We start from the raw sequence: 24,480 nt of genomic DNA on the forward strand, positions 1-24,480 counted from the left end.
ACGGGTAAATATAAAGTAATAATTACTAAAGTTCAAAATAGAAATTACACAGAATGATTTTCTTGTTCCAATAATTGGTTCTGGTACATTTCAGCATAGGCCCCAGCCTGTTCTAATAGCTGGCTGTGTGTGCCCTGCTCTATAATTTCCCCCTGATCCAGTACCAGGATTTTATCGGCGTTTTTTATCGTTGAAATTCTGTGTGCGATAAGTATACTGGTTCTTCCTTTCATCATCCTACCCAGATTGCTCAGTATTTCTTCCTCTGTTTTAGTGTCTACAGCGGATAAACAGTCATCGAATATCAGGATACCTGGTGACTTAATTAAGGCACGGGCAATAGATACCCTTTGTTTTTGTCCGCCAGAGAGGGTAATCCCACGCTCGCCCAGCATCGTCTCAAACTTATGCTCAAAATCAATAATATTACTGTAAACAGCAGCATTTTTTGCGGCATTCTCCACTTCCTGATCGGTAACCTGATCAAGTCCAAAGGCTATGTTGTTTTTAATAGTATCAGAGAATAGAAAAACTTCCTGGGGCACAAAACCTACCTGGTTTCGAAAGTCATATAAGTTTAGGTCTTTTAATCCCTTCTCATCAATTTTAATCTGTCCTTCATCTACGTCATACATTCTCATAATCAGGTTTGCCAACGTAGACTTACCCGATCCGGTACGGCCAATGATGGCTACAAACTGTCCCCGTTTTATTTCGAAGGTTACGTTGTTTATTGCGTTTATACCTGTATCAGGATAAGTGAAGCTTACGTTTTTGAATTCGACATTGCCTTCCAGTTTAAGCGTTTCAGTATTTTCAGATACGATATCAGATTGCAGCTGCAGGAATTCATTGATGCGTTTTTGCGAAGCTGAAGCCCTTTGAATCAGTGTGGTCACCCAGCCAAGCATGGAGACAGGAAAGGTAAGCTGATTTACATATACAATAAATTCGGCTATATTGCCGGGAGTAATCGCGCCATTAATCACTTGCTTACCACCCACATAAATAGTAAGTATAGTGCTGAGGCCTACCAGCAAAAGCATTGTAGGGTAAAATAGGGCCTGTACTTTGACCAGGCTCATTGCATTCCTTTTATAGCCCTCACTTTCTGTAGCGAATACCATATTGGTATGTGCCTCCCGCACATATGATTTAATAACCCTTATGCCCGAAAATCTTTCCTGAACAAAACTTGACAGCCTGGAGAGCTGCTCCTGGATCTGTTCGCTTTTTTGGTTAATCATTGTATTTACAAAGTAAATGGTGACCACCAGTACCGGAAGCGGGAGCAGACAAAAGATGGCCAAAGTGACATTTACAGAAAACATGGCATAAATAATAAGGACAAACAATACTGCAGTATTGATGGCATACATAATGGCGGGACCAACGTACATCCTTACCCTGTTTACATCTTCTGTGGCCCTGTTCATCAGATCACCTGTGTTGTTGCGGCGATAGAATCCCAGGCTCAGGTCCTGATAATGTGCATAGATCTCATTTTTCATGTCAAATTCAATATGTCTTGACATCAGAATAATGGTCTGTCGCATAAAGAATAAGAAAAGGCCTCTTAGAAGATATAGGATCAGAACGATGCTCCCGAAATAGAGTAAGCTGTAGCTAAAGATATCGTAAATAATTGAGCGGCGTTCAAAACCTTCAAACAGGCTGTAAATCTGAATGTTTTCAGTGATCAGGTTAAAGGCATGGCCGATCACCCGGGCGGGTATCACACCAAATATATTTGATATAATCACGAAAAGCACCCCGGGAATAATCCGCCATTTATATTTTAAAAAGTACTTGTTTAAAAACCTAAGGTGTTTCATGAAAAAGTAATTTAGCCAAAGGAAGGTAAAAATTTCAAAGTCTTTGGTTAAAACAATGTAATTAATGTTTTTTTTATACTAGTTTTGCGGCTTATCTGATAAACAAAATTATATGTCTGGTAATAGTTCTATTGTAAATTCAGTTTTAGATCAAATTGGCGCCTCGGGGCATAAGAAGGTTGTTTACTGTAATGACCCAGATACGGGTTTAAGAGCAATTATTGCCATTCATGATACTACTTTAGGCCCCGCACTTGGCGGAACCCGGATGTGGAGCTATGCAACAGAAGGTGAAGCACTGGAGGATGTACTGAGATTATCAAGGGCTATGACCTACAAAGCTGCCATTACAGGCCTTAATCTAGGGGGTGGAAATGCTGTAATCATCGGTGATTCACGTAAAGGAAAATCAGAAGCGATGATGCGCAGTTATGGCAGGTTTATCAAAAACCTTAACGGTGAATTTATTACTGCTGAGGATGTTGGTACCAATACCAAGGACATGGAGTACATACGTATGGAAACAGCGCATGTAACAGGAGTTCCGGAGTCTTTAGGGGGCGCAGGTAATCCGGCACCAACTACCGCAAAAGGTGTGTTTCTAGGAATAAAAGCTTGTGTAAAGGAAGTTTTTGGTACGGATATGCTCGCCGGACGTTCTGTAGTGGTACAGGGAATTGGAAATGTGGGCGAACACCTGGTAGAATTGCTCAGAGCTGAAAACGTAGAAGTCTATATCAGCGACATCAATGAAGAGCGTTTGCAGCATGTTGCACGAACCTACAAAGCGAAACCTATTGCAGCAGATAAAATATTCGGACTAAACGCAGATATTTATGCACCGTGTGCATTAGGTGCTACTGTAAATGACAAAACCATTAAAAAAATGAACTTTGCAATTATTGCAGGTTCGGCCAATAACCAGCTTGCAGATGAGCAGGCTCATGGCAAGCTTTTACTGGATAAAGGAATTTTGTTTGCCCCGGATTATCTGATCAATGCCGGCGGACTGATCAGCTGCTATTCAGAATTAACAGGTTTTGGTAAAAAGCGGACCATGCAGCTTACAGAAAACATATACAATGCAACGCGTGACGTAATTAAAATGTCCAAAAAGGAGAATATCCCTACTATATGGGCCGCTAACCGCATTGCTGAACAAAGAATCATTGACATCAAAAAAATAAAATCATCATTTTAATAAACCAGGTAATTTACCACTCGTTCTTACATTCATGTTAAATAGAAGGCACTTAAGAATTAAAGCTTTGCAAAATATATTTGCTTGGCACATGACAGACAAAAGAGATCTTGCTTCTTCCAAGAAGGGGCTGATGCAAAGTATAGACAACGTATACGAAATGTATATTTGGATGCTCTCACTTTTAGTAGAAGTTACAGAATATACAGGCATTGATGCTACAGAAAGGGCAAATAAGCATTTACCAACAGCTGATGACCTCAATCCGAATTTGAAATTGCTGAACAACAAGTTCACAGTTGTGCTTAAAGCAAATCCGGACTTTATATCGGCGATGAATAAATACAAAATTAACTGGATGGCAGATCCGGAGTTTGTAAAAGCGATTTTTAATACTTTAAAAGTAAGCACTGAGTATGCTGCTTACCTTGCTGATCCGGATAACAGTCTGGAAGAATCCAAAACCATTATCAAATACATATTCCGGAAAATTATCCTTAAAAGTCATAACATCATTCAGGCTTTTGAAGACAAATTTATCAACTGGTCTGTAGACAAAGAGGTAATGCAGGGGATGGTGGCTAAAACAATCAAGAATTTTACATCTGATGATGTGTTTGCCAATAAGCTGACCCCGATTAGTCAGGACTGGGATGAAGACAAGAAATTTGTGGAAGACCTATTTGCCTATACACTTAGGAATGATAAAGATTACCAGGCACTTATAGCAGAACGCACCAAAAACTGGGAATCTGAAAGAATTGCTTTAATGGATACCATTTTAATGAAAATGGCTATCTGCGAACTGTTGAATTTCCCATCTATACCTGTTAAAGTGACGATTAATGAATACCTGGATCTTTCAAAAGATTACAGTACTCCGAAAAGTAATTCATTTATTAACGGTATATTGGACAAAATTATGGGCGACCTAAAAAGGACGAATAGTATAACAAAAATTGGTCGGGGACTTATAGAAGAATAATTTATGAAAAAAATCTTATTACTTGCAATGTGTGCTTTTACACTTGCATCATGCCAGCAAACTGGTAAAAAAACTGAAGGAAATACTGATTCCGTAGTTGTTAATGAACCACATCCTTCGTTAGTACCGGTGGACACGGCGGTGACAAATGCATCAAATATCACGGTGGTGAATGGGGATGCACCGGCAATTGAGTTTGCAACGGTCGATTATAATTTTGGGCAGATCAAGCGGGGCGAAAAAGTATCTTACAGCTACAGATTCAAAAATGTTGGTAAAACTCCGTTAATTATAGCTAATGCAGAAGCTACGTGTGGCTGTACTGTTCCGGAGATACCCAAACAACCTATTAAACCAGGTGCTGAGGGCGAGATCAAGGTAGTGTTTGACAGCACAGGCAAACCGGCCGGTTTACAGGATAAAGTAATTACCATTACCTCCAATGCTGCAGCGCCTGTAGTTCAGGTACACTTAAAAGGCGAAATTTTAGACAAATAAATTTATATATATGACATCAATGGTTATTCTACAAAGTACTAATATGCTGGGTACATTAGTTCCTATGGTACTTATTATGATAGTATTCTACTTCTTCATGATCAGACCACAGGTAAAAAAAGCTAAAGACCACAAAAAGTTAATTGAAGAACTTAAGAAAGGCGATAAAATAGTTACCACTGCTGGTATCCATGGAAAGATAGTAGACCTGAACGAGACTACTTTTCTGATTGAAGTGGAAGGCGGTACTAAAATCCGTTTTGATAAATCTGCGGTTTCTCTTGACGCAACTAAAGCTGTTGCACCTAAAATTGACACTGCGAAAGCCTAAAGCTTTTTTAATGAGCTTAAAGCCGTTCCATAATTGGGACGGCTTTTTTGTTTTGGTAAATTTCTTCAGTTAATTCATTTTTCTATTGTTAACTTTACGGTCATGCCGTTTATAAAACTCACGAAGATAGAACGAAAACGCTTTCTTGTTTTCATCACTTGCTTATTAACGGCAATCGGGGCCTGGCTGTTCCTGGCATTGAACAATAAATATGTGTACACTGCCAAAACAGTACTTATTTACAAAAACGTTCCTCAGAAAAGAGCATTTCATGCTTTGCAATCAGATACGGTCGATTTACAGGTGGAAGGCACAGGCTGGCAGTTGTTATTCGCAAGATTGAGAGTCAAACCACAATCCATTTCGATTAGTCTTGAAAAACTGAATAATAGAAACTTTATACTATTTTCTGAACAGCTGTACAACGTAAACCAACAACTAGAAACCTCACAAAAGATCATCTCTGTAAAGCCGGACACACTTTATTTCGATTTTTCGGAAAAGAAGATAAAGAGAGTACCTGTTACACTGGTGTCGGATTTTAGTTTTGCAAAGCAGTATGGTATATCAAATGACATTATGATCATTCCTGAATATGTTACGCTTTCAGGCCCGGAAAAGGAACTAAAGAAAATAAAGGAGTGGCCCACTGATACCCTAAAGTTGACAAATCTGCAGGCGACAAGTGTTTCAAGAGTGGCAATGACACAAAACAAAATGAAAAATGTAAGCATCTTTCCTTCCAGTGCAGAAGTCAGGGTGCCTGTTGATGAATATACAGAAAAAGTGATTGACCTAACCCTCGGGGTGATCAATAACAATCAGTTTTATGATATTAAACTATACCCCAGGAAAATCAAGGTTACCTTTCTGGTCCCACTATCCAGATATGCACAGATCGACGAAGACTTTATCGATGCTGTCGTAGATATGAACGATTGGAAAATACTTAACCATAATAAACTCAGGGTAAAATTAACAAGGTTTCCGGAGTATTGTAAACTGGTAAACATCATGCCGGACAAAGTCGATTTTATAATAGAAAAATAATGCTTAAAATAGGGATTACAGGCGGGATAGGAAGCGGAAAAACCACCATCTGCAAAATTTTTGAAGTATTGGGCACACCTGTATTCTATGCGGATAAGGTGGCCAGGCAGATTATGGTAGAAGATGCTGTTTTAATTGAAGCTGTAAAGGATACATTTGGACAAGAGAGTTACTTCGATAACGGGGCTTTAAATAACAAACACGTAGCCGCGATCGTATTTAATAATACCGCTGAACTGGAGAAACTAAACGCGCTGGTCCATCCTGCAGTTTTCAGGGCATTTGATTCCTGGATTGAACAGGTCCCGCAGCACATTCCTTATGTACTAAAAGAAGCTGCCCTGCTGTTTGAAAGCGGATCTTACAAGATGTGTGATCAAAGTATCCTGGTAATAGCACCTGAAGTGCTTAAATTAAGGCGTGTTACTGAGCGGGACGGGATAACGGATGATCAAGTAAGGGCCAGAATGGATAAGCAATTCACAGATGAGGAAAAACGGCTAATGGCTGATCATATTATTCACAACAATGAGCAACGCTCGTTAATAGCCCAGGTAATTGAATTGCACAGGGCATTCTTAAAAACAACAGCTATATGATATTGGATGATTTTATCGTGATCGACAAAACAGGACTGTTTTGCCGGTATGGCAATTTTTATCTTGATCCTAAGGAAGTGGTACAAAATGCGGTGATCTCTCACGCACATGGAGACCATGCCATTGGTGGCAACCTGAAGGTATTTTGTACAGAAGCTACCGCTTTATTTATGACCCACAGGTATAAAAAATTTGCTGCAGGTGAGTTTTTTATCAAACCATATTATGCTGTGTTTGAATTGAATGATATAAAGATCAGTTTTATTCCGGCCGGACATATACTTGGGTCGGCCATGGTATTGATGGAATACCTGGGGGTGAAGTACTTATATACAGGAGATTATAAACTGCAAGCCGATAAAACCTGCGAACCAATTGAATTTGTTGAAGCAGATGTACTCATTACTGAAACTACATTTGCAGATCCTGAAACACAACATCCGAACGCAGAAGCAGAGATTCTTAAGCTAAACACTACCAACAGCAATATCATGCTCGGTGCTTATTCGCTCGGAAAATGTCAGCGTTTGATTAGCTTAATGAACGATCATTGTATAGAAAAAAGGATATTAGTGCATTATAGTATGATGCCTTTTGTGAAAATATATGAACAGATGGGCATTAATTTGGGTAAATATGAAATATACGACAGAAAAGTCATGAAGCACAATCTGACAAATATGGTCTATATGGTGCCACCCATGGTTTTTAAAAGTTATTTTAAAGCAATCAACGTAATCAGGGTATTTGCAACGGGTTGGAAACACCTGCAGAACAACCATGAGATACAATTATACATTTCCGATCATGCAGACTGGAGTGATATTTTATTTACCATAAAGGAGGTAAAACCAAAGCAAGTCTGGACAAATCATGGCAACGGCATACAGCTAAAGCGTTATTATGAAAATAGTTTGGTCGTTAAATTGCTTAATTGATGGAAGAGGGTGTCGACTACTATTTTAACGAAAACGGATTTATGGTTTTTACAGAAGTCTACCATTTAAAACGTGGATACTGTTGTAAAAATAAATGCAAACATTGTCCATGGGATTTTGGAAAACCAAAAATAGCTGACCCGACTGATATAAAAGATAAGTAATTTAAAGATGCAATTGCAGAAAGAAACACATACTTCCCGATTTGAGAGTGAACATCAACAAGCTTTAGTAAACGTTCTATATACATTTAACTGGTGCAATGATAAATTAAAGGGGCTGATTACTCCATATGATATTACTACGCAGCAATTCAATATTTTGAGGATATTGCGGGGGCAGTTTCCAAATCCTTCCACTATTAATCTTTTAAAATCAAGGATGCTGGACAAGATGTGTGACGCTTCGCGCATTGTAGACAGACTGGTACAGAAAGACCTGGTTGTAAAGGAGCCTAATCTGACTGACAAGCGTTCTGTAAACATTTTGATTAGCCAAAAAGGTCTGAATCTATTGAAGAAAATGGACGATGAGATCAGTATATCAAATATTGTTGCCCCAAACCTAACTGAAAGTGAAGCCATTCAGCTAAATGAACTGCTTGATAAAATGCGCGGTTAAGGGCCTAATGAGCGTGTGAGGAGCTGAAATAGCCTATTAATGCAATGCCTATGCCACACAATACAGCAATCATTTTACGTTTGGTGACTTTGTGGTCCACGCTCGACTCAAATAGTATGGTGGTGGAAATGTGTAAGAATATTCCGATCACAATACCCATGATCCTGTTAAAGTAGTTTTCAATGCCTCCAATACTGCCATTGCTAATGCTATAGCTCACAAAAAAACCGAGCGGGGCCATCAATGCAAAGAGGCTGATATAAAAAATGATATTTCCTTTTTTAATATGGTTTTGCATCAGGATACTTCCCAATGCAAAAGCAGCAGGAATATGGTGCAGGGAAATCCCGAAGATAAGTGCGTTGTGCTGATCTTTTGCCAGGGGCATACCTTCCAGAAAGGCATGAAGACACAAGCTGATCATGATTCCGAAAGGGAATACCCTGTTCTCGTTGTGTTTGTGGATATGTCCATGTTCCACACCCTCAGAAAATTGTTCAAGAAATACCTGCAGTAAAAAGCCTATGAGGATGAAAATCCCGATGTCTTCATGGTCAGTACCATGATAAGCATCAGGTATTAAATGCAATACCGTGATGGCAAATAAATAGGCCCCGCTAAAAGACAAGATCAGTTTCAATAGTTGGGATTTATCGCTTTTGACCAAAAAAATAGCTGCACCTCCCAAAAAGGCGCTTAGAAATAAAATTGATAGCTTCCAGATTTCCATTATAACTGAGGTTGTAGTTTTTTATAAATACTTGCCGTGATCAAACCAATTGTCGTACCTAGTAAGGCACCCGCTATGGTATCTACTGGGTAATGAACACCGACATAAATTTGTGAAAAAGAAATGATGAATGCCCAGAAAAGGCCAATCGGCAAAACGGGTTTCCATTTATCATAAAATACAAAAATAAGAAATATCGCGATGGCAAAATGATTTGTGGCGTGAGCAGAAGGAAAACTGTAGCCGCTGCCACAGGGTACCCTATGGATGATGTCATTCACCAGATTTATGTCGTTGCAGGGTCTTATCCTTGCAATTAAAGGTTTAATCAATCTCGATGCGGTCAGATCGCCCAGCCCAAAGGTAGCCAATAGCATTCCTATTATGTACCAGGCTCTTTTCTTATATTCAATAAAGCAAAATACGATAATAAAAAGATACAGTGGTGCCCAGAAATACCTGTTGCGCATTAAAGGTAGCAGCCAGTCAAAAAAAGGATTGGCAAGGCCCCTGTGTATTTTTAAAAACAGGTCTGCATCAAATTGCTGCAAACTTTCTATCATGCTTTTTGGCAGATTAAGATCAATCTTTCAGACTTAACTTCATCATAAGGATCTAATCCGTAACTCCCAAAAGTAGCCCTGATCCTTAGCCCGCTTTTCTCACACATCCGCTCAAAATCTGCCAGTGTAAATGCCTTTACGCGCTCTTCAAAAGCATATGGCTTTCCTCTGTGTTCAAAATTAATGTGTTTGATGATCTTGCCGTCCGCCACAAATTTATGCAGGTGAAACTCAATCCCCTCCAGGGTCTTTATTTCCTGCTGGGTAAGGTTCTTTATGATCTTTTGGGTGTTGAAATAATCAATTACTAGGGTGCCGTCGGGTTTAATTCCTTTTCTAAAGGATTTAAGGGCATTTACATGGTCTTTTTCGGTTTCAAAATAACCAAAACTTGTAAACAGGTTCATCGCAATGTCAAAATAATTGATAAAGCAGAGCTTCCGCATGTCGTGTACGAAAAAATGCAGGTGCTTTTGCTCAAATTGCTGGGCATACTTGATGTTCTGTTCAGACAAATCTATTCCGGTAACATCATAGCCCTTTTTATTGAGGTATATGGCGTGACGTCCCCTGCCACAGGCAATATCTAAAATTCTTGAATCGGCAGCAGGTTTCAAATAAGAAGATAAATTGTCGATTAAAAATTCAGCTTCGGCATCATTCCTTTGACTATATAAAATATGGTAGAAGGGAGAGTTAAACCAATATTGAAACCATTTACGCTGCATAGAGCCAGTATTTGATGTTTTAGAAAAAAACAAAGATAGCATTTTGCTTTTGTGGTGGAGTTAAAATAACCTCCTTTGCCTAATTTTTGTTATTTTTGAAAAAAAAACTAACAAATTGACACTAATAAAATCTATCTCCGGTATAAGGGGAACTATCGGCGATACAGCCGGTAACGGTCTTACCCCAATTGATATTGTAAAATTTACAGCAGCTTATGGTTCATGGGTTATCAGCAAAACGAACAACAAGCGTATTGTTTTAGGCAGGGATGCAAGAATTTCCGGCGAAATGGTCAATAACCTGGTAGTCGGAACACTGCAGGGGCTCGGGATAGAAGTGATTGACCTGGGTCTTTCTACTACCCCTACGGTTGAGATCGCTGTCCCGATGGAAAAGGCAGGCGGAGGGATTATCCTGACTGCCAGTCACAATCCTAAACAGTGGAATGCACTAAAACTGCTCAATGACCTCGGTGAGTTCATCAGCGATGCCGATGGCAAAGAGGTACTGGATATTGCAGAAAAATCTGAATTTAAGTTTGCTGGGGTAGATGAGCTTGGTAAAGTGCACAGCAATGATACCTATCTGCAAAAGCACATAGACATCATCCTTGCGCTGCCTTTGGTGGATGTAGCAGCTATTAAGGCGGCAAACTTTAAGATAGCCATCGACTGTGTAAACTCTACTGGTGGCATTTTTGTTCCGGCCTTGTTAAGGGCTTTAGGTGTAGAGACAATTTATGAACTGTATTGTGAACCAAATGGTCATTTTCCGCACAATCCTGAGCCGCTACCGGAAAACCTTACAGAGATTGCCAAAGTGGTGCAGAGCAATAACGCAGATCTTGGTATTGTGGTAGATCCTGATGTAGACAGGTTATGCTTTGTAAATGAAGACGGAACCATGTTTGGTGAAGAATATACACTAGTAGCTGTCGCAGATTACATCCTTCAAAATACTCCGGGCAACTCGGTATCAAATCTTTCCTCTACACGGGCTTTAAGAGACGTAACAGAAAAGGCAGGAGGCGAGTACAACGCAGCTGCGGTGGGAGAAGTAAATGTGGTAAATAAAATGAAAGCTACCAATGCCATCATTGGCGGGGAAGGAAACGGTGGAATCATCTATCCTGAACTGCATTACGGTCGTGATGCACTCGTGGGAATTGCTTTATTTCTAACTCATCTGGCCAAATTTGGCAAGTCAATATCCCTTTTAAGGAGCAGCTATCCTCAATACCATATTTCTAAAAACAAGATTACGCTAACGCCTGAAATGGACATTGATGCCTTATTGATCAAGGTTCAGGATAAGTATAAAAATCAGCCTAACAGTACCATTGATGGTCTCAAAATAGAATTTGATAAGGAATGGGTACACCTGCGCAAGTCAAATACCGAACCGATCATCCGCATATATAGCGAGGCAGGTACGGAAACAGTGGCAGAAAACCTGGCAGCAAAGATCATTTCAGATATCAAAGAGATACTAAAACTGAGCTAAGCAGCCATGGACAGGATTTATTTAGACAATGCGGCGACCACCCCCCTGGATGCAGTGGTAATTGAGGAGATGGTTAATGTAATGAAATCGCATTATGGCAATCCCTCTTCTATTCATGCACAAGGGCGTGAGGTACGTACATTGATAGAAAAAGCGAGGAAAGCGGTAGCAGGGTTATTAAATGCCACTCCCGCCGAGATCTTTTTCACATCCGGCGGTACCGAGGCAGATAATACGGCTATCAGATGCGGTATTGCGGCTTTTAACATCAGACATGCCATCACTTCCAAAATTGAGCACCATGCAGTTGAACATACCTTAAGCATGTTGTTGCAGCAAGGGGTGATCGATAAGCTCAGTTTTGTCAATGTTGATGAAAAAGGAAATGTCGACCATGCCCATTTGGAAGAATTACTTCAAAATAATGAGCGTTCATTTGTTTCTTTGATGCATGCCAATAATGAGCTTGGCACACTCACCGACATAGAAAGAGTAGGGGATATCTGTGAGCAGTACAATGCCATTTATCATTGTGATACAGTACAGACAATGGGGCATTATGTTCACGATGTTAGAAAACTCAAAGCACATTTTATTGTCTGTGCGGCACATAAACTTCACGGACCGAAAGGTGTAGGTTTTTTATATGTAAACCACACAGTAAAGATCAGTCCGATGATCTTTGGTGGAGCGCAGGAGCGAAACATGAGAGGCGGTACTGAAAACGTATATGGAATAGTTGGCCTGGCCAAAGCGTTGGAAATTGCTTATGCTGAAATGGAGCAGCACCAGCAGCATATACAGGAATTGAAGACTTACATGAAAGATAGATTGTCAGCAGAAATACCTGATCTTAGTTTCAATGGCGAAACAGACACGGAAAAAAGCTTATATACGGTCCTGAATGTTTCATTTCCTGCAATGGATATGGCTGATATGCTCCTGTTCAATCTGGATATACAAGGCATCTCTGCTTCCGGAGGCAGTGCTTGTTCCTCGGGTTCCAATATAGGCTCACACGTACTTACTGGCATCAATGCTGATCCAAACAGACCATCTATAAGGTTCTCATTTAGCAAATACAATTCAAAAGAAGAACTGGACTTCGTTATTGATAGGCTTAAAAAAATAGTCAGTCAGAATGTAGCAGTTTAGTCTTCCGGGCTTCATAGGTTCATTAATTTTAAACAATATTGATTTCAACGTGTTACTTAATTGAATGCTTATCAATTTATTAACTAAACCTATGAGTTATGGCACTTACAAATAATAAAGACGAAAAGAAAACAGTTATTAAAGAAACGGGAAACTCAACAGATAATCAGACCCCTGGAGAAACATCATCCGTGGCTGATTTTGACAGATCCGGTGCTACTAAGAGACCAGTACGTAAAAATAAACCCCTGGGTGCAAGTCATGAGCCAGGAGTGATGCCGGGAACTGAAATATAGCTCCTGCAGCAAAATAAAAAAAAGCACATTCGTCAGAAGCGGATGTGCTTTTTTATTTAATCCTTTTCAGTGATGAGCTGAAAAAGTGAATAGTTTCAAATTTTATTTGCCATATAAAGATATTTCCTTATTATTATGTTTATTTGTTTGCTAAAACGTTTTAAACTTAATCAATATATGCGCAAGACCTGTTCCTCACTGTTTATAGCTGGCTTAAGCCTTTTTTGTTGCCTGCAATCAAAAGCACAAAAAATAGAAACATTCAAGGAGAACGACCTCACATTAAATTTTACCAGTCTGGAGCCTGCATTTGATCCTGTATTAAAAAAAAGAATGATTGAAACATTCTTTAAAGTATACCCTCTGCTAAAAAAGGAATACAACGACACAGCTGCTACTGAAGTCGATTTTGTGATCGATACCGCTTATGAAGGCGTTGCAGCTACGTCTGGAAGAAAAATCATGTATAGTCCGGTTTATTTTAAAGAGAATCCCGGCGATATTGATGTAGTGACCCATGAAGCAATGCATGTAATCCAAAACTATGGCCGTCGCTCTGGTCCCGGATGGCTCACCGAAGGCATTGCTGACTATGTAAGATATAAATTCGGCGTAGACAATCCCGGTGCAGACTGGGCTTTGCCAGAATATAAAAACACACATAAATATACCGACAGTTACCGCATCACCGCAAGGTTTTTTGCCTGGTTAGAAAACCATGGCAACAAAGGCCTGGTAAAGAAATTGGATGCCAATCTGCGCGGCCGAACTTATACTAACGCTATCTGGAAAGTTGAAACCGGGAAAACCCTGGATGAGCTATGGATGGCCTACTCAAAAAATCCTGCATTGTAACACATTAGACGAACCTTTAAATACTATGATTAAAAAATTGCTTACAGCCTCTTTATTTTTGGCATCTTACACTGTTTCAGCACAGCAAGTAGGGAAAATAACTGACCCTGTTGAGTGGATCAATCCGCTGATGGGTACCGACAGCAAGCCTTCCATGTCCAATGGAAATACTTATCCTTCATTGGGTGTGCCATGGGGTATGAACCTCTGGACTCCTCAGACGGGGAAAATGGGTGATGGATGGGCCTATCAGTACACTGCAGATAAGATCCGCGGCTTTAAGCAAACACACCAGCCTTCACCATGGATGAACGACTACGGACAGTTTTCGGTAATGCCTGTAACAGGCAAACTCCGCTTTAACGAAGATGAGCGTTCCAGCTGGTTTTCTCATAAAGCGGAAGTAGTAAAACCATACTATTACAGTGTCTATCTAGCTGATGCAGATGTAACTACAGAAATTACTACCACTGAGAGGGCTGCGCAGTTCCGTTTTACTTTTCCTAAATCAGATGAGTCATATGTAGTGATAGATGCTTTCGACAAGGGTTCTTATGTGAAGATCATTCCTGCTGAACGTAAAATAGTCGGCTACAGCACCAGGCACTCGCATAAAGTGCCGGACAACTTTAAAAATTACTTTGTGATCTACTTTGACAAGCCATTTGCTTCAGCCAGTACCTGGAAAGGAAAAGACCTGGCCAAAGACGTTTTGGAGATGACCGCTGATCACTCAGGTGCAATCATTGGCTTTAAGACCGCCAAAGGTGAAAATGTAAACATGAAAGTGGCTTCTTCGTTCATCAGCATTGAACAAGCCGATATCAGCTTGAAAAGGGAACTGGCCAGTGATAGTTTTAATGATACAAGGGATAAGTCAAAAGCAATATGGAATAAAACACTGAGCAGGATCTCTGTAGAAGGTGGTACCATTGATCAGATGCGTACTTTTTATTCCTGTTTTTACCGCACGCTTTTCTTCCCAAACAAATTGTACGAGCTGAATGCTAAAGATGAGATCGTTCACTGGAGCCCTTACAATGGCAAGATTCTGCCGGGTTATATGTTTGGCGGAACTGGTTTCTGGGATACGTTCAGGGCCTTATATCCATTCTTGAACCTGATGTATCCATCTATCAACAAGGAAATGCAGGAAGGCCTGGCCAATGACTTTAAAGAAGGCGGATGGTTACCGGAATGGTCAAGTCCTGGTCTTGCCAGTGTAATGGTTGGCAATAATTCGGCTTCTGTGGTTTCCGATGCATACATCAAAGGTATGCGTGGGTATGACATCAATACCCTTTGGGATGCAGTGAAGCATGGCGCAGACAATGAAGGCCCAATGCCGGCTGTAGGCCGCTACGGGGTTAAATATTACAATGAACTTGGATATGTACCCTATGATGTAAAGATCAATGAGAATGCCGCAAGGACATTAGAATATGCATACGATGATTTCGCGATCTATCAGTTGGGCAAGGCCCTTGGTAAACCGGCATCTGAAATTGATATCTTTAAAAAACGTGCAATGAACTATAAAAACCTCTTTGACCCTGCCAGCGGTCTGATGCGTGGCAAAAACAAAGATGGTAAGTTCCAGTCACCGTTCAACCCGTTTAAATGGGGCGATGCCTTTACGGAAGGCAATAGCTGGCATTACTCCTGGTCAGTATTCCAGGATGTGGCAGGCTTGTCTAAACTGATGGGCGGAAAAGATAAGTTTGTAGAAAAACTCGATTCAGTATTTATCTTGCCGCCAATATTTGATGATAGCTATTACGGTAGCGTAATCCATGAGATCCGCGAAATGCAGATTGCCAATATGGGGCAGTATGCGCACGGAAACCAGCCGATCCAGCACATGATCTACCTATACAACTACGGTGGTGCACCATGGAAGACTCAATACTGGGTTCGTGAAACCATGAACAGAATGTACAAGCCAACTCCTGACGGCTATTGCGGTGATGAGGACAACGGACAAACTTCTGCGTGGTATGTATTCTCTGCTTTAGGTTTTTATCCGGTAACACCTGCTACTGATCAATATGTTTTGGGTGCGCCATTATTTAAAAAGGTTACTTTAAACCTGGAGAATGGTAAACAAATTGTTATCAATGCTCCGGAGAACAGCGATACGAACAGGTATGTTGACATACTTAAGTATAATGGTAAAATCCGCACAGAGAATTGGCTGAGCCATGCTGATCTGTTAAAGGGAGCTAAGCTTGATTTTAATATGATTGCTTCGCCGAATAAAGGCAGGGGGGTTAAAGAGAGTGATTTTCCTTATTCTATGTCAACGGAAAAATAAGTGATCTTTTTTCGGGCTGCATTTCTTTAAGCTTCGCAAAAAGAACGCTATGCCCTCCCCAGACACTGATTTTTCTGGGAGCAGATCAATATTTAAAGGACAAGAGGCTGTAAATAAACAGCCTCTTTTTTTATACCGAATTATTAGATTTGTAACTCATGTATTCTTAAATTGTCCCTATGAAAAAAGCCTGTGTAATAATAATATTATTTCTATCCTCCGTTCACACCGCTATTGGACAAGATGACAACAGAAATTTTGGGAATATACTACAGAGCTATCATCTTTTTAAAGATAAAGATTTGATAGAAAAAACGATTGATTTTACAAACAATACCGACATGCCACAAAGCAATCTGGAACCAATTTTAACTGGTTTTTTTGGCGCATTATATCTGCAGGATGAATCTATTAAGAAAAAGATGGGGGCTAATCTTAAGCAAATTAAAAATCTGGATATTCAAAAGTTATTTCTTCACATCGCTTCATTAAATATCGATTCTGTGTATTCCAAAGCGCCTATTAATCCATCTTATAACGATATGAATTGGTCTTCTTACTTTGCTACTGGACAAACAAAATATCTGGATCATATAATTGCAAATATTCAGCATAGCGAGAATAGAGTGGATCAAAAAATGTTTCTAGCCGGCGCTACCGCAAAATGGTCGCTCTGCTCAAATGCGAAAAAACATCCTGCTGTAAAAGAATACCTCACCTCACTGCAGGATAAAAACGGCCGAATTGCTGAGCTCCTCACTAATGACCAAGTCTATTTTAGGGAACAAGTGATAAATGTCATTAAAGCACAGCGTGCAAAAGGAATATGGAACGAGTAAGTTACCGTAGTCAACTTAGGAGCCCTTTTAATAGGATAAGCACTTATCAGCATTTTAAAGCTGGAATTCTTACTTTAAAATTTTTAGTTTAACCGCTCAATGAAACCGCACAAATTTCTTATCTATTTCCTGATTTTAATGTTTTCTTTCTGCGCTGCGGTAGCACAGAAAGTCGATAAGATCATTAAAATGAGTGCATATAAATCTTATTATTCCTATGAGGTAAAGAATCCGCTGTATGTCACGTATACTTTGTCTAAGGGTGGAGGAGATTGTGACCGTAAGGGTTTTAGCTTCAGGAAATGTGACGAGGATACCGCAGGTGATGCGGACTATGCAGGTACAGGGTATGATAAAGGGCATCTGGCCAATGCAGAGGATTTTGCGTACGACTGTACACTTGATAAGGAAACCTTTTGTTATTACAATTGCGTGCCGCAGACGGTAAAGCTCAACAGGGGCATTTGGAAGCAATGGGAAACCGAAGTCAGGAAGCTATCTCAAAGTAAACCAGTCTTCGTTATCGCAGGGGCGATATATAGTGATAAACTGCTTAAGCCAGGACATAAAGTAATCAAGCCCGATTACTGCTATAAGATCGTGGTAGACCCGCCCACACACGCCATTATCTATTGCCTGTTATTTCCAAACGATGACAGCGGTGAAGTGCAGCAGCTTAGCTTAACGGAGCTTAAGGGCAAATTGCCCTACCCCCTGGTGCCTTAACTAGCTCATAAGCGTAATGATCTCGGCCTAAACTTGCTATTGCAACTAGTTTTTTATCATTTTAAGGAAGGCAGCAATCTTCGCTTTCATTGCCCTGCGGTCTACTATAAAGTCCAAAAAGCCGTGTTCCAATACGAACTCAGCGGTCTGAAAGCCCTTTGGCAGGTCTTTTTTAATCGTTTCTTTAATTACCCTTGGTCCTGCAAAGCCGATCAATGCACCTGGTTCAGCTATATTGATGTCGCCCAGCATCGCATACGAGGCCGTCACGCCACCTGTAGTCGGATCGGTAAGTAATGATATATATGGTATTTTAGCCTGGCTTAGCAGGGCTAATTTGGCCGAAGTCTTCGCCATTTGCATCAAAGAGAACGCAGCTTCCATCATCCTTGCACCACCAGATTTAGAAATCATCAGGAAGGGGATCTTATGTTTTATAGAATAATCGATAGAACGGGCGATTTTTTCACCCACTACAGAACCCATCGAGCCGCCTATGAAATTAAAATCCATACAGGCCACCACGAGGTCTTCACCCTCTACCTTCCCATGAGCCGCTCTGATGGCGTCTTTCAGGCCGGTTTTCTTCATGCTTTCTACCAATCTTTCTGCATAAGGCTTGGTGTCTGTAAAGTTTAGCGGGTCGCCAGATGTCAAATCAGCAAAAAGCTCGGTAAACTCGTTATTGTCAAATAAAACATGGAAATATTCTTTAGAACCAACCCTCAAATGATAGTCACAGTATTGGCAAACATATCTGTTTTCTACTAAATCAGCGCTGTGCAATGCTTTTTTACAATTCGGACACTTGTTCCACAAACCATCAGGCGCTTCTTTTTTTTCTTCAGTCAGCGTACTGATACCTTTTTTTTCTCTCTTAAACCAAGCCATGTTATATCTTGAAAAATGCGATACAAAGAAACGAAAAAAAATAGAACACTTTAATGATATATCAGCATTATAACTTTATTACCATTGACCTACAATATATTATAAATGAAAATAATCCCCCTATTGGTTGGCTCAGAATGATATTTTTGCTAACTTCGGCAGATAAAAAATTATAAAAAATGAGTTTAAAAGGCTATAAGGGTGTAATTTACGGAGATGCCGTTCAAGAATTGTTTGAGCAGGCTAAAAAACATCAGTTTGCATTACCAGCAGTAAATGTTACGGGTACAAATACTATTAATGCAGTAATGGAAACTGCCAAGGCAGTTAATTCGCCTGTTATTATTCAATTATCAAACGGCGGAGCCCAGTTTTATGCAGGTAAAACCTTAAATAATGATAATTTAAATGCATGTGTCCTTGGTGCAGTTTCTGCAGCTAAACACGTTCATTTATTGGCTGAGCACTATGGTGTAGCAGTGATCTTACATACTGACCATGCTGCTAAAAAACTTTTACCATGGATAGACGGACTGTTAGACCATGGCGAGAAATTCTTTGCTGAAACTGGCAAACCTTTGTTCTCTTCTCATATGCTTGACCTTTCTGAAGAGTCAATCGAAGAAAACATGGAGATCTCTGCCAAATACCTGGAACGCATGGCTAAACTGGGTATGACCATAGAAATCGAGCTTGGCGTTACAGGCGGTGAAGAAGATGGGGTAGACAATAGTGATGTAGACAGTTCAAAATTATATACTCAGCCGTCTGAAGTAGCATATGCTTACGAAGAACTGAGCAAAGTGAGCGATAAATTTACGGTGGCAGCAGCATTTGGTAATGTACATGGTGTGTACAAACCTGGTAATGTTAAACTACAACCGGTGATCCTTAAAAACTCACAGGATTTCATCAAAGAAAAATTCAACCTTACTGCTGAAAAGCCTATCAACTTTGTATTCCATGGTGGTTCAGGTTCCTCACAAGAAGAAATCAGAGAAGCAATTTCTTATGGTGCCATCAAAATGAACATTGATACAGATATGCAATGGGCCATGTGGGAAGGTTTGTTAAATTACTATAAAGCTAATGAAGCTTATCTTCAGGGCCAGATAGGAAATCCAGATGGAGAAGACAAGCCAAACAAAAAATATTACGATCCCCGCGTATGGTTGCGCAAAGGCGAAGAGCAATTCGTTGCACGTCTTAAACAAGCATTTGAGGATCTAAACTGTAAAGATGCCAGCGATAGGCTGTAATAATCTATAAGATCTAACATACAAAGCGCCTTAAAGAAACTTAAGGCGCTTTGTTGTTTTCATGTATTTTTATACGACCTGACAGGATGTATATATACTCCCTATGAACAGAAGAAAACCTTATCTTTACATCATCTCTTAAATTAAATAATAAGACTATGGATGCACTTCAGGTAATTAAGATCAGAAATAAAGAAGAATTAGACAAGGCATTTGCAGTTAGAAAGAAAGTATTTGTAGAGGAACAAAATTGTCCCCCTGAGCTGGAGTGGGAAAATGAAGAAGAATCCACACACTTCCTGGCGCTGCTAAACAATGAACCTTGTGGTGCATGCAGGTGGCGTAAAACTGACAAAGGCCATAAACTGGAGCGTTTTGCCGTGCTAAAAGAATATAGGGGCAAAAGGATAGGGCAGGCTTTACTGGCCGCGGTATTGTCTGATCTGCCGTCAGATGCTACTTATATTTACCTGCATTCACAGGTAGATGCCATGCATTTGTATTCCAGGTTTGGTTTTGCTGCTGAAGGAGGGGAGTTTGAAGAAGCTGGCATACAGCACTTCAAAATGGTAAAGACGCAGAACTAAGCTAAACTTACAAAAATACTTTTTGTGAGAACCAGACAGCTTCCTGCCATTTCTCCATATTTAAGTTAAGTGGTTCGGCTTTAGCAGAAAGATAGCTGATCAGGTCTTCAGTGGCCATATTTCCGGTCAGGTCGTCTGCCGCCATCGGGCAACCGCCAAATCCTTTCAATGCGCTGTCAAACCTGCGGCAACCACATGCATATGCGGCTTCAATTTTTTCAAATCGCGTATCCGGAGTACTATGCAGGTGAAGCCCAATTTCTATATCACTAAACCTGTTGATCAATACAGGCATCAACTCCTTTATCTTTTCCGGAGTGGAAACCCCGGTAGTATCAGACAGCGCAAGTATTACCGCCCCTGCACTTACCAGTTCATCCGCCCAGTGTGCTACAATCTCTGCATTCCAGGGATCTCCATAGGGATTTCCAAAGCCCATAGACAAATAGATCACCGCTTCTTTATTCTTTTTATCGCAAATCTCCAGGAGCTGTTTTACGGTATCCATAGACTGTGCAATGCTGGAGTTCGTATTTCGCAGTTGGAAGGTCTCAGAGATAGAAAAAGGGAAGCCAAGGTAAGCAATCGCTTCGTGCGTACTGGCGGCTTGCGCACCCCTTAAATTGGCTACAATGGCCAATAGCTTAGAGACAGAACTGCCAAGATCCAGTCTGGACAACACTTCACTGGTATCCTTCAGCTGCGGAATCGCTTTTTCAGAAACGAAACTCCCAAAATCTATGGTGTCAAAACCTACCTGCAGCAGGAGATTGATGTATTCAGCCTTAATTGCCGTAGGTATAAACTCATGGATGCCCTGCATGGCATCCCTTGGACATTCTATAAGCTTAATTGGCGTAGTGCTCATTTGATCTGGATATAAACTCAATAAACAAATATACACAACAAACAAAAAGGCACCCTATGCAGGATGCCTTTTTGTTTATGTTTAAGCTAATTGTCTTTATTTATAAACCTGATCGTCTCTCTTGCGGGTAAACTCAACCACGAAAGGAGTAGCCACAAACAGTGAAGAATAAGTACCGAATATTACACCGATCAGCATCGCGAATGAGAATCCTCTCAGGATGTCTCCACCGAAGAAGAACAATACCAATAAAGCAAGCATTACGCACAATCCTGTTACCACAGTACGGTTTAGTGTGCTGTTCAATGCATTGTTTACAATGGTTGGCATGTCCTCGTTTTTATGACGGCTCTGGCCAAGGTATTCCCTTACACGGTCAAATACAACCACCGTATCGTTCATCGAGTAACCCATTACTGTAAGGATGGCCGCGATAAACTGCTGGTCAATGTCCAGAGAGAATGGCAACCAGCCATTGAAGATAGAGAAGATCGACAATAGTACCAGTACGTCATGCAATAGCGCAATCACAGCTGCCAGACCAAACTGAACGTTTCTAAAACGAATAACGATGTAAATAAATACCGCTACTATAGCCAGCAATACCGCATAGATGGCAGATGTTTTGATGTCACTGGCCATTGTTGGCCCGATTTTCTGCGCATCTTTAATCTGATAAGGATTGTTTAAGCTTTTTAGGCCCGCAGCAAGTTTAGCCTCTACCTGATCATCAATGTTTTCACCGTTCTGATCTATTAAATATGAAGTCGTGATCCTTACCTGATTGCCGATACCAAAAGTTTTTACCTCAGGAACCTGACCAAACTGGTCATCCAGTGCATCCCTTACTTCAATCGTATTAATGTCTTTTTCAAACTGAACCACATAAGCACGTCCACCTTTGAAATCCACACCCAGGCTAAATCCTTTAGTGAAGATAGAGATGATACCGGCTAAAATGATGATAGAAGAGAAGATGTAAAACTTACGGCGACCGCTTACGAAGTTAAAGTTAGAGTCTTTAAAGATGTTGGCAGTAAAAGGAATTGAGAAGGAGATCTTACCGTCTTTTTTCAGCAATGATTCAAATACCAGTCGGGTAATGAAGATCGAAGTGAACAATGAAGTAATGATACCCAATACCAATGTAGTAGCAAAACCTTTGATTGGTCCTGTACCCAGGTAGAATAAAATAATACCTGTTATTAACGTAACAATGTTTGAGTCAATAATCGCAGAGTAAGCATTGCTATAACCATCAGCTATTGCCTGACGGATCGCTTTACCTGCGGCAAGTTCTTCCTTGATACGCTCATAGATCAGTACGTTGGCATCTACCGCCATACCTATGGTCAGTACCAGACCGGCTATACCAGGTAAGGTCCATACAGCACCCAAAGAGGTCATTGCACCGATCAGGAAGAATAAATTGGTAACTAAAGCAATGTTAGCTACCCAACCTGCTTTGCTATAATAGATCGCCATGAAAATCAATACCACGATTAGACCCACAATAGAGGAGATCAGACCGCTGTTGATGGATTCCTGACCCAGGGTAGGACCCACTACATACTCACCTACAATGTGCGCAGGAACAGGTAGTTTACCAGCCTTTAATACGTTGGCCAAATCTTTAGTTTCCTCAGGTTTAAAGCTACCCGAAATAGAAGAAACTCCACCAGGAATTTCCCCGTTTACATTTGGAGCAGAATATACCTGATCATCCAGTACGATAGCAATTGCACCTTTTTTAGCTGCAGCTTCGCCAGTCATTTTTTTCCATTTGGCAGCACCTTCACCGGTCATGTACATGGTAACTTCCGGTTTGCCGTCCTGACCAAAGTCATCACGGGCATTGCTCACAGCGTCGCCGCCAAGATCAGGTTTGCCATCCAATGAGGTTACTTTAATAGCATAGAGTTCAAATACTTTAGTGCCGTCCATTGGTTTCACGCCCCACATAAACTTATAAGTCTGAGGAATGATCGAAGCAATTTCAGGTCTTGCAAAGAAAGCATTTACTTTAGCAGTATCTTTTTGGGCTACCCAGCCTACTACAGCTCCCGGACGTAAACTTGTCTGTCCGTTTTCAGCCTGATAGCTAGGGATATTTAAAACCGCAAACAGCGGGTTAGATTTAGAAAGCTCCTGATTTTGCAGACTGGTTGAATCCTTAGCGTCAGTCTTTTTCGCTAAGTTGGCCAACTTACTTCCGCTTTTAGCGGTAGTATCACCAGCAACAGCAGCTGTTGTATCTTTTACAGATTTTAAACTTGCAGCAAGTGTTTTGTTGATGTTTTCCATTACCGGATACACCTCTTCATTATTATATACATGCCAGAACTGCAATTCGGCAGAACCGGAAAGCAATTTACGGACACGCTGTTTTGCGCTTTCGTCCACACCCGGCAGCTCAATCAGGATACGGTTGGTACCTTCCTGTTTTTGCATATTCGGACTCACCACACCAAAACCATCTATACGGCTACGGATAATGATGAATGAACGGTCAATCGCACTGCTTGCTTCTGTAGTAAGGAAAGATTTTACTTCAGAGTTAGTCGCGTTTGGCTTTAAAACTGCAGCATTGTCCTGGTTAGAGAACAAATCGGCAAGTTTTCCGTTAGGATTTAATTTTTCATATTCACTTACAAAAACAGATATAAAATCCCTTCCGCCGACACTGGTCTGCGTTTGGGCATTTTTTACCGCCTGGTTAAAGTTAGCATCGTCCGAATCATTGGCTAATGATTTCACCAGATTAGCTAGTGAGATCTCCATTGTAACGTTCATTCCACCTTTAAGGTCCAGACCAAGGTTGATCTCTTTTTCTTTACAGAATTGGTAGTTAAATCCAAAAAGCGGATAAACCGGAACTGTTGCCATAGAGTCTAAATAAGCTTTTTCCTTATTTACATCTCCTTTAGCATAAGCTTTTGCGTCTTTTTCAACCTTAGAAGTTACGAAGTTGAAAGAGAGAGAATACACACAGACAATACATAATAGTATTGCCATAAATTTTATAAAACCTTTACCCTGCATCTGTTTGTAATTATTAATCTATATGCTATATCTTTTTTTAACAAGTCGGCAAATCTAATTATTTT

Annotated in this window: 25 protein-coding genes; 18 read left to right on the plus strand and 7 right to left on the minus strand. The window is 40.4% G+C overall.

Translation table 11 applies throughout. The features are described 5' to 3' along the window. Nucleotides 1-44: 44 nt before the first annotated feature. Nucleotides 45-1,835 (minus strand): ABC transporter ATP-binding protein, encoded by a 1,791-nt coding sequence (locus EZ437_RS14085; RefSeq protein WP_131596699.1) that lies wholly within the window; start codon nucleotides 1,833-1,835, stop codon nucleotides 45-47. Between the two features lie 112 nt (nucleotides 1,836-1,947). Here EZ437_RS14085 and EZ437_RS14090 point away from each other — a divergent pair, with 112 nt between their 5' ends. The 9 genes from EZ437_RS14090 (at nucleotide 1,948) to EZ437_RS14125 (ending at nucleotide 8,058) form a co-directional block, all read left to right on the plus strand. Continuing rightward, nucleotides 1,948-3,036, plus strand: a complete 1,089-nt coding sequence (locus tag EZ437_RS14090) for a Glu/Leu/Phe/Val family dehydrogenase (protein ID WP_131596700.1) — start codon at nucleotides 1,948-1,950, stop codon at nucleotides 3,034-3,036. A gap of 34 nt (nucleotides 3,037-3,070) precedes the next feature. Then, nucleotides 3,071-4,021 carry a transcription antitermination factor NusB gene (gene nusB, locus EZ437_RS14095; protein ID WP_131596701.1) on the plus strand — a complete coding sequence of 317 codons (951 nt, stop codon included), beginning with the start codon at nucleotides 3,071-3,073 and terminating at the stop codon, nucleotides 4,019-4,021. Between the two features lie 3 nt (nucleotides 4,022-4,024). Next, nucleotides 4,025-4,519: a DUF1573 domain-containing protein gene (locus tag EZ437_RS14100; protein ID WP_131596702.1), complete on the plus strand. Its 495-nt coding sequence runs from the start codon at nucleotides 4,025-4,027 to the stop codon at nucleotides 4,517-4,519. 10 nt (nucleotides 4,520-4,529) lie between these two features. Next, entirely contained in the window at nucleotides 4,530-4,850 is a 321-nt protein-coding gene (gene yajC / locus EZ437_RS14105) for a preprotein translocase subunit YajC (protein WP_131596703.1), read from the plus strand. Nucleotides 4,851-4,952: 102 nt separating this feature from the next. After that, nucleotides 4,953-5,900, plus strand: coding sequence for a CdaR family protein (locus EZ437_RS14110; protein WP_131596704.1), 948 nt, complete (start codon nucleotides 4,953-4,955; stop codon nucleotides 5,898-5,900). Beyond that, a complete protein-coding gene (gene coaE / locus EZ437_RS14115; RefSeq protein ID WP_131596705.1) occupies nucleotides 5,900-6,499 on the plus strand; it encodes a dephospho-CoA kinase in 600 nt (199 codons plus the stop codon). The genes EZ437_RS14110 and coaE overlap by 1 nt, the downstream gene beginning before the upstream one ends. Further along, complete coding sequence (locus EZ437_RS14120; RefSeq protein WP_131596706.1) at nucleotides 6,496-7,437, plus strand: exonuclease; 942 nt, start codon at nucleotides 6,496-6,498, stop codon at nucleotides 7,435-7,437. The genes coaE and EZ437_RS14120 overlap by 4 nt, the downstream gene beginning before the upstream one ends. Next, a complete protein-coding gene (locus EZ437_RS21630) occupies nucleotides 7,437-7,601 on the plus strand; it encodes a DUF5522 domain-containing protein (protein WP_165500427.1) in 165 nt (54 codons plus the stop codon). Before EZ437_RS14120 ends, EZ437_RS21630 begins: the two co-directional genes overlap by 1 nt. Before the next feature lie 7 nt (nucleotides 7,602-7,608). Then, a complete protein-coding gene (locus tag EZ437_RS14125) occupies nucleotides 7,609-8,058 on the plus strand; it encodes a MarR family winged helix-turn-helix transcriptional regulator (RefSeq protein ID WP_131596707.1) in 450 nt (149 codons plus the stop codon). Nucleotides 8,059-8,062: 4 nt separating this feature from the next. Here the strand turns inward: EZ437_RS14125 and EZ437_RS14130 are convergent, their stop codons facing one another. The 3 genes from EZ437_RS14130 to EZ437_RS14140 are packed head-to-tail and all read right to left on the minus strand — an operon-like array spanning nucleotide 8,063 to nucleotide 10,079. Then, complete coding sequence (locus EZ437_RS14130; protein WP_131596708.1) at nucleotides 8,063-8,788, minus strand: ZIP family metal transporter; 726 nt, start codon at nucleotides 8,786-8,788, stop codon at nucleotides 8,063-8,065. Further along, nucleotides 8,788-9,351 (minus strand): phosphatase PAP2 family protein, encoded by a 564-nt coding sequence (locus EZ437_RS14135; protein ID WP_131596709.1) that lies wholly within the window; start codon nucleotides 9,349-9,351, stop codon nucleotides 8,788-8,790. The genes EZ437_RS14130 and EZ437_RS14135 overlap by 1 nt, the downstream gene beginning before the upstream one ends. Further along, nucleotides 9,348-10,079, minus strand: a complete 732-nt coding sequence (locus tag EZ437_RS14140; RefSeq protein WP_131596710.1) for a class I SAM-dependent methyltransferase — start codon at nucleotides 10,077-10,079, stop codon at nucleotides 9,348-9,350. The genes EZ437_RS14135 and EZ437_RS14140 overlap by 4 nt, the downstream gene beginning before the upstream one ends. A gap of 115 nt (nucleotides 10,080-10,194) precedes the next feature. Here EZ437_RS14140 and glmM point away from each other — a divergent pair, with 115 nt between their 5' ends. The 7 genes from glmM (at nucleotide 10,195) to EZ437_RS14175 (ending at nucleotide 17,768) form a co-directional block, all read left to right on the plus strand. Continuing rightward, nucleotides 10,195-11,583 (plus strand): phosphoglucosamine mutase, encoded by a 1,389-nt coding sequence (gene glmM / locus EZ437_RS14145; RefSeq protein WP_131596711.1) that lies wholly within the window; start codon nucleotides 10,195-10,197, stop codon nucleotides 11,581-11,583. A 6-nt stretch (nucleotides 11,584-11,589) separates the two neighbouring features. Next, a complete protein-coding gene (locus EZ437_RS14150) occupies nucleotides 11,590-12,738 on the plus strand; it encodes a cysteine desulfurase family protein (protein WP_131596712.1) in 1,149 nt (382 codons plus the stop codon). A gap of 98 nt (nucleotides 12,739-12,836) precedes the next feature. Continuing rightward, the gene (locus EZ437_RS14155; protein WP_131596713.1) at nucleotides 12,837-13,034 is read left to right on the plus strand and encodes a hypothetical protein; all 198 of its coding nucleotides are present in this window, start codon (nucleotides 12,837-12,839) and stop codon (nucleotides 13,032-13,034) included. Between the two features lie 177 nt (nucleotides 13,035-13,211). Next, complete coding sequence (locus EZ437_RS14160; RefSeq protein ID WP_131596714.1) at nucleotides 13,212-13,889, plus strand: basic secretory protein-like protein; 678 nt, start codon at nucleotides 13,212-13,214, stop codon at nucleotides 13,887-13,889. Nucleotides 13,890-13,914: 25 nt separating this feature from the next. Then, nucleotides 13,915-16,203: a GH92 family glycosyl hydrolase gene (locus EZ437_RS14165; protein WP_131596715.1), complete on the plus strand. Its 2,289-nt coding sequence runs from the start codon at nucleotides 13,915-13,917 to the stop codon at nucleotides 16,201-16,203. A gap of 179 nt (nucleotides 16,204-16,382) precedes the next feature. Then, nucleotides 16,383-17,042: a hypothetical protein gene (locus tag EZ437_RS14170; RefSeq protein WP_131596716.1), complete on the plus strand. Its 660-nt coding sequence runs from the start codon at nucleotides 16,383-16,385 to the stop codon at nucleotides 17,040-17,042. 99 nt (nucleotides 17,043-17,141) lie between these two features. Further along, nucleotides 17,142-17,768: a DNA/RNA non-specific endonuclease gene (locus EZ437_RS14175; RefSeq protein ID WP_131596717.1), complete on the plus strand. Its 627-nt coding sequence runs from the start codon at nucleotides 17,142-17,144 to the stop codon at nucleotides 17,766-17,768. A 45-nt stretch (nucleotides 17,769-17,813) separates the two neighbouring features. Here the strand turns inward: EZ437_RS14175 and accD are convergent, their stop codons facing one another. After that, entirely contained in the window at nucleotides 17,814-18,659 is an 846-nt protein-coding gene (gene accD / locus EZ437_RS14180; RefSeq protein ID WP_131596718.1) for an acetyl-CoA carboxylase, carboxyltransferase subunit beta, read from the minus strand. A gap of 179 nt (nucleotides 18,660-18,838) precedes the next feature. Here accD and fbaA point away from each other — a divergent pair, with 179 nt between their 5' ends. After that, nucleotides 18,839-19,918 (plus strand): class II fructose-bisphosphate aldolase, encoded by a 1,080-nt coding sequence (fbaA, locus tag EZ437_RS14185; RefSeq protein ID WP_131596719.1) that lies wholly within the window; start codon nucleotides 18,839-18,841, stop codon nucleotides 19,916-19,918. Nucleotides 19,919-20,076: 158 nt separating this feature from the next. Next, the gene (locus EZ437_RS14190) at nucleotides 20,077-20,505 is read left to right on the plus strand and encodes a GNAT family N-acetyltransferase (protein WP_131596720.1); all 429 of its coding nucleotides are present in this window, start codon (nucleotides 20,077-20,079) and stop codon (nucleotides 20,503-20,505) included. A gap of 7 nt (nucleotides 20,506-20,512) precedes the next feature. Here the strand turns inward: EZ437_RS14190 and EZ437_RS14195 are convergent, their stop codons facing one another. Both EZ437_RS14195 and secDF read right to left on the minus strand, forming a co-directional pair. Continuing rightward, nucleotides 20,513-21,373 carry a hydroxymethylglutaryl-CoA lyase gene (locus EZ437_RS14195; RefSeq protein WP_131596721.1) on the minus strand — a complete coding sequence of 287 codons (861 nt, stop codon included), beginning with the start codon at nucleotides 21,371-21,373 and terminating at the stop codon, nucleotides 20,513-20,515. A 96-nt stretch (nucleotides 21,374-21,469) separates the two neighbouring features. After that, nucleotides 21,470-24,415 (minus strand): protein translocase subunit SecDF, encoded by a 2,946-nt coding sequence (gene secDF / locus EZ437_RS14200; protein ID WP_131596722.1) that lies wholly within the window; start codon nucleotides 24,413-24,415, stop codon nucleotides 21,470-21,472. Nucleotides 24,416-24,480: the final 65 nt, after the last annotated feature.

It is taken from the genome of Pedobacter psychroterrae (assembly GCF_004331695.1).
Classification (GTDB): domain Bacteria; phylum Bacteroidota; class Bacteroidia; order Sphingobacteriales; family Sphingobacteriaceae; genus Pedobacter; species Pedobacter psychroterrae.

What these genes read in the sequence shown, in the direction of transcription:
- EZ437_RS14100 (WP_131596702.1), top strand. Translation starts at nt 4,025, where the DNA reads ATGAAAAAAATCTTATTACTTGCAATGTGTGCTTTTACACTTGCATCA.
- EZ437_RS14170 (WP_131596716.1), top strand. Translation starts at nt 16,383, where the DNA reads ATGAAAAAAGCCTGTGTAATAATAATATTATTTCTATCCTCCGTTCAC.
- EZ437_RS14165 (WP_131596715.1), top strand. Translation starts at nt 13,915, where the DNA reads ATGATTAAAAAATTGCTTACAGCCTCTTTATTTTTGGCATCTTACACT.
- secDF (WP_131596722.1), bottom strand. Translation starts at nt 24,415, where the DNA reads ATGCAGGGTAAAGGTTTTATAAAATTTATGGCAATACTATTATGTATT.
- EZ437_RS14085 (WP_131596699.1), bottom strand. Translation starts at nt 1,835, where the DNA reads ATGAAACACCTTAGGTTTTTAAACAAGTACTTTTTAAAATATAAATGG.
- EZ437_RS14125 (WP_131596707.1), top strand. Translation starts at nt 7,609, where the DNA reads ATGCAATTGCAGAAAGAAACACATACTTCCCGATTTGAGAGTGAACAT.
- EZ437_RS14150 (WP_131596712.1), top strand. Translation starts at nt 11,590, where the DNA reads ATGGACAGGATTTATTTAGACAATGCGGCGACCACCCCCCTGGATGCA.
- EZ437_RS14090 (WP_131596700.1), top strand. Translation starts at nt 1,948, where the DNA reads ATGTCTGGTAATAGTTCTATTGTAAATTCAGTTTTAGATCAAATTGGC.
- EZ437_RS14120 (WP_131596706.1), top strand. Translation starts at nt 6,496, where the DNA reads ATGATATTGGATGATTTTATCGTGATCGACAAAACAGGACTGTTTTGC.
- EZ437_RS14140 (WP_131596710.1), bottom strand. Translation starts at nt 10,079, where the DNA reads ATGCAGCGTAAATGGTTTCAATATTGGTTTAACTCTCCCTTCTACCAT.
- yajC (WP_131596703.1), top strand. Translation starts at nt 4,530, where the DNA reads ATGACATCAATGGTTATTCTACAAAGTACTAATATGCTGGGTACATTA.
- accD (WP_131596718.1), bottom strand. Translation starts at nt 18,659, where the DNA reads ATGGCTTGGTTTAAGAGAGAAAAAAAAGGTATCAGTACGCTGACTGAA.
- EZ437_RS14130 (WP_131596708.1), bottom strand. Translation starts at nt 8,788, where the DNA reads ATGGAAATCTGGAAGCTATCAATTTTATTTCTAAGCGCCTTTTTGGGA.
- EZ437_RS14175 (WP_131596717.1), top strand. Translation starts at nt 17,142, where the DNA reads ATGAAACCGCACAAATTTCTTATCTATTTCCTGATTTTAATGTTTTCT.
- coaE (WP_131596705.1), top strand. Translation starts at nt 5,900, where the DNA reads ATGCTTAAAATAGGGATTACAGGCGGGATAGGAAGCGGAAAAACCACC.
- nusB (WP_131596701.1), top strand. Translation starts at nt 3,071, where the DNA reads ATGTTAAATAGAAGGCACTTAAGAATTAAAGCTTTGCAAAATATATTT.
- EZ437_RS21630 (WP_165500427.1), top strand. Translation starts at nt 7,437, where the DNA reads ATGGAAGAGGGTGTCGACTACTATTTTAACGAAAACGGATTTATGGTT.
- EZ437_RS14135 (WP_131596709.1), bottom strand. Translation starts at nt 9,351, where the DNA reads ATGATAGAAAGTTTGCAGCAATTTGATGCAGACCTGTTTTTAAAAATA.
- EZ437_RS14190 (WP_131596720.1), top strand. Translation starts at nt 20,077, where the DNA reads ATGGATGCACTTCAGGTAATTAAGATCAGAAATAAAGAAGAATTAGAC.
- fbaA (WP_131596719.1), top strand. Translation starts at nt 18,839, where the DNA reads ATGAGTTTAAAAGGCTATAAGGGTGTAATTTACGGAGATGCCGTTCAA.
- EZ437_RS14195 (WP_131596721.1), bottom strand. Translation starts at nt 21,373, where the DNA reads ATGAGCACTACGCCAATTAAGCTTATAGAATGTCCAAGGGATGCCATG.
- EZ437_RS14160 (WP_131596714.1), top strand. Translation starts at nt 13,212, where the DNA reads ATGCGCAAGACCTGTTCCTCACTGTTTATAGCTGGCTTAAGCCTTTTT.
- EZ437_RS14155 (WP_131596713.1), top strand. Translation starts at nt 12,837, where the DNA reads ATGGCACTTACAAATAATAAAGACGAAAAGAAAACAGTTATTAAAGAA.
- EZ437_RS14110 (WP_131596704.1), top strand. Translation starts at nt 4,953, where the DNA reads ATGCCGTTTATAAAACTCACGAAGATAGAACGAAAACGCTTTCTTGTT.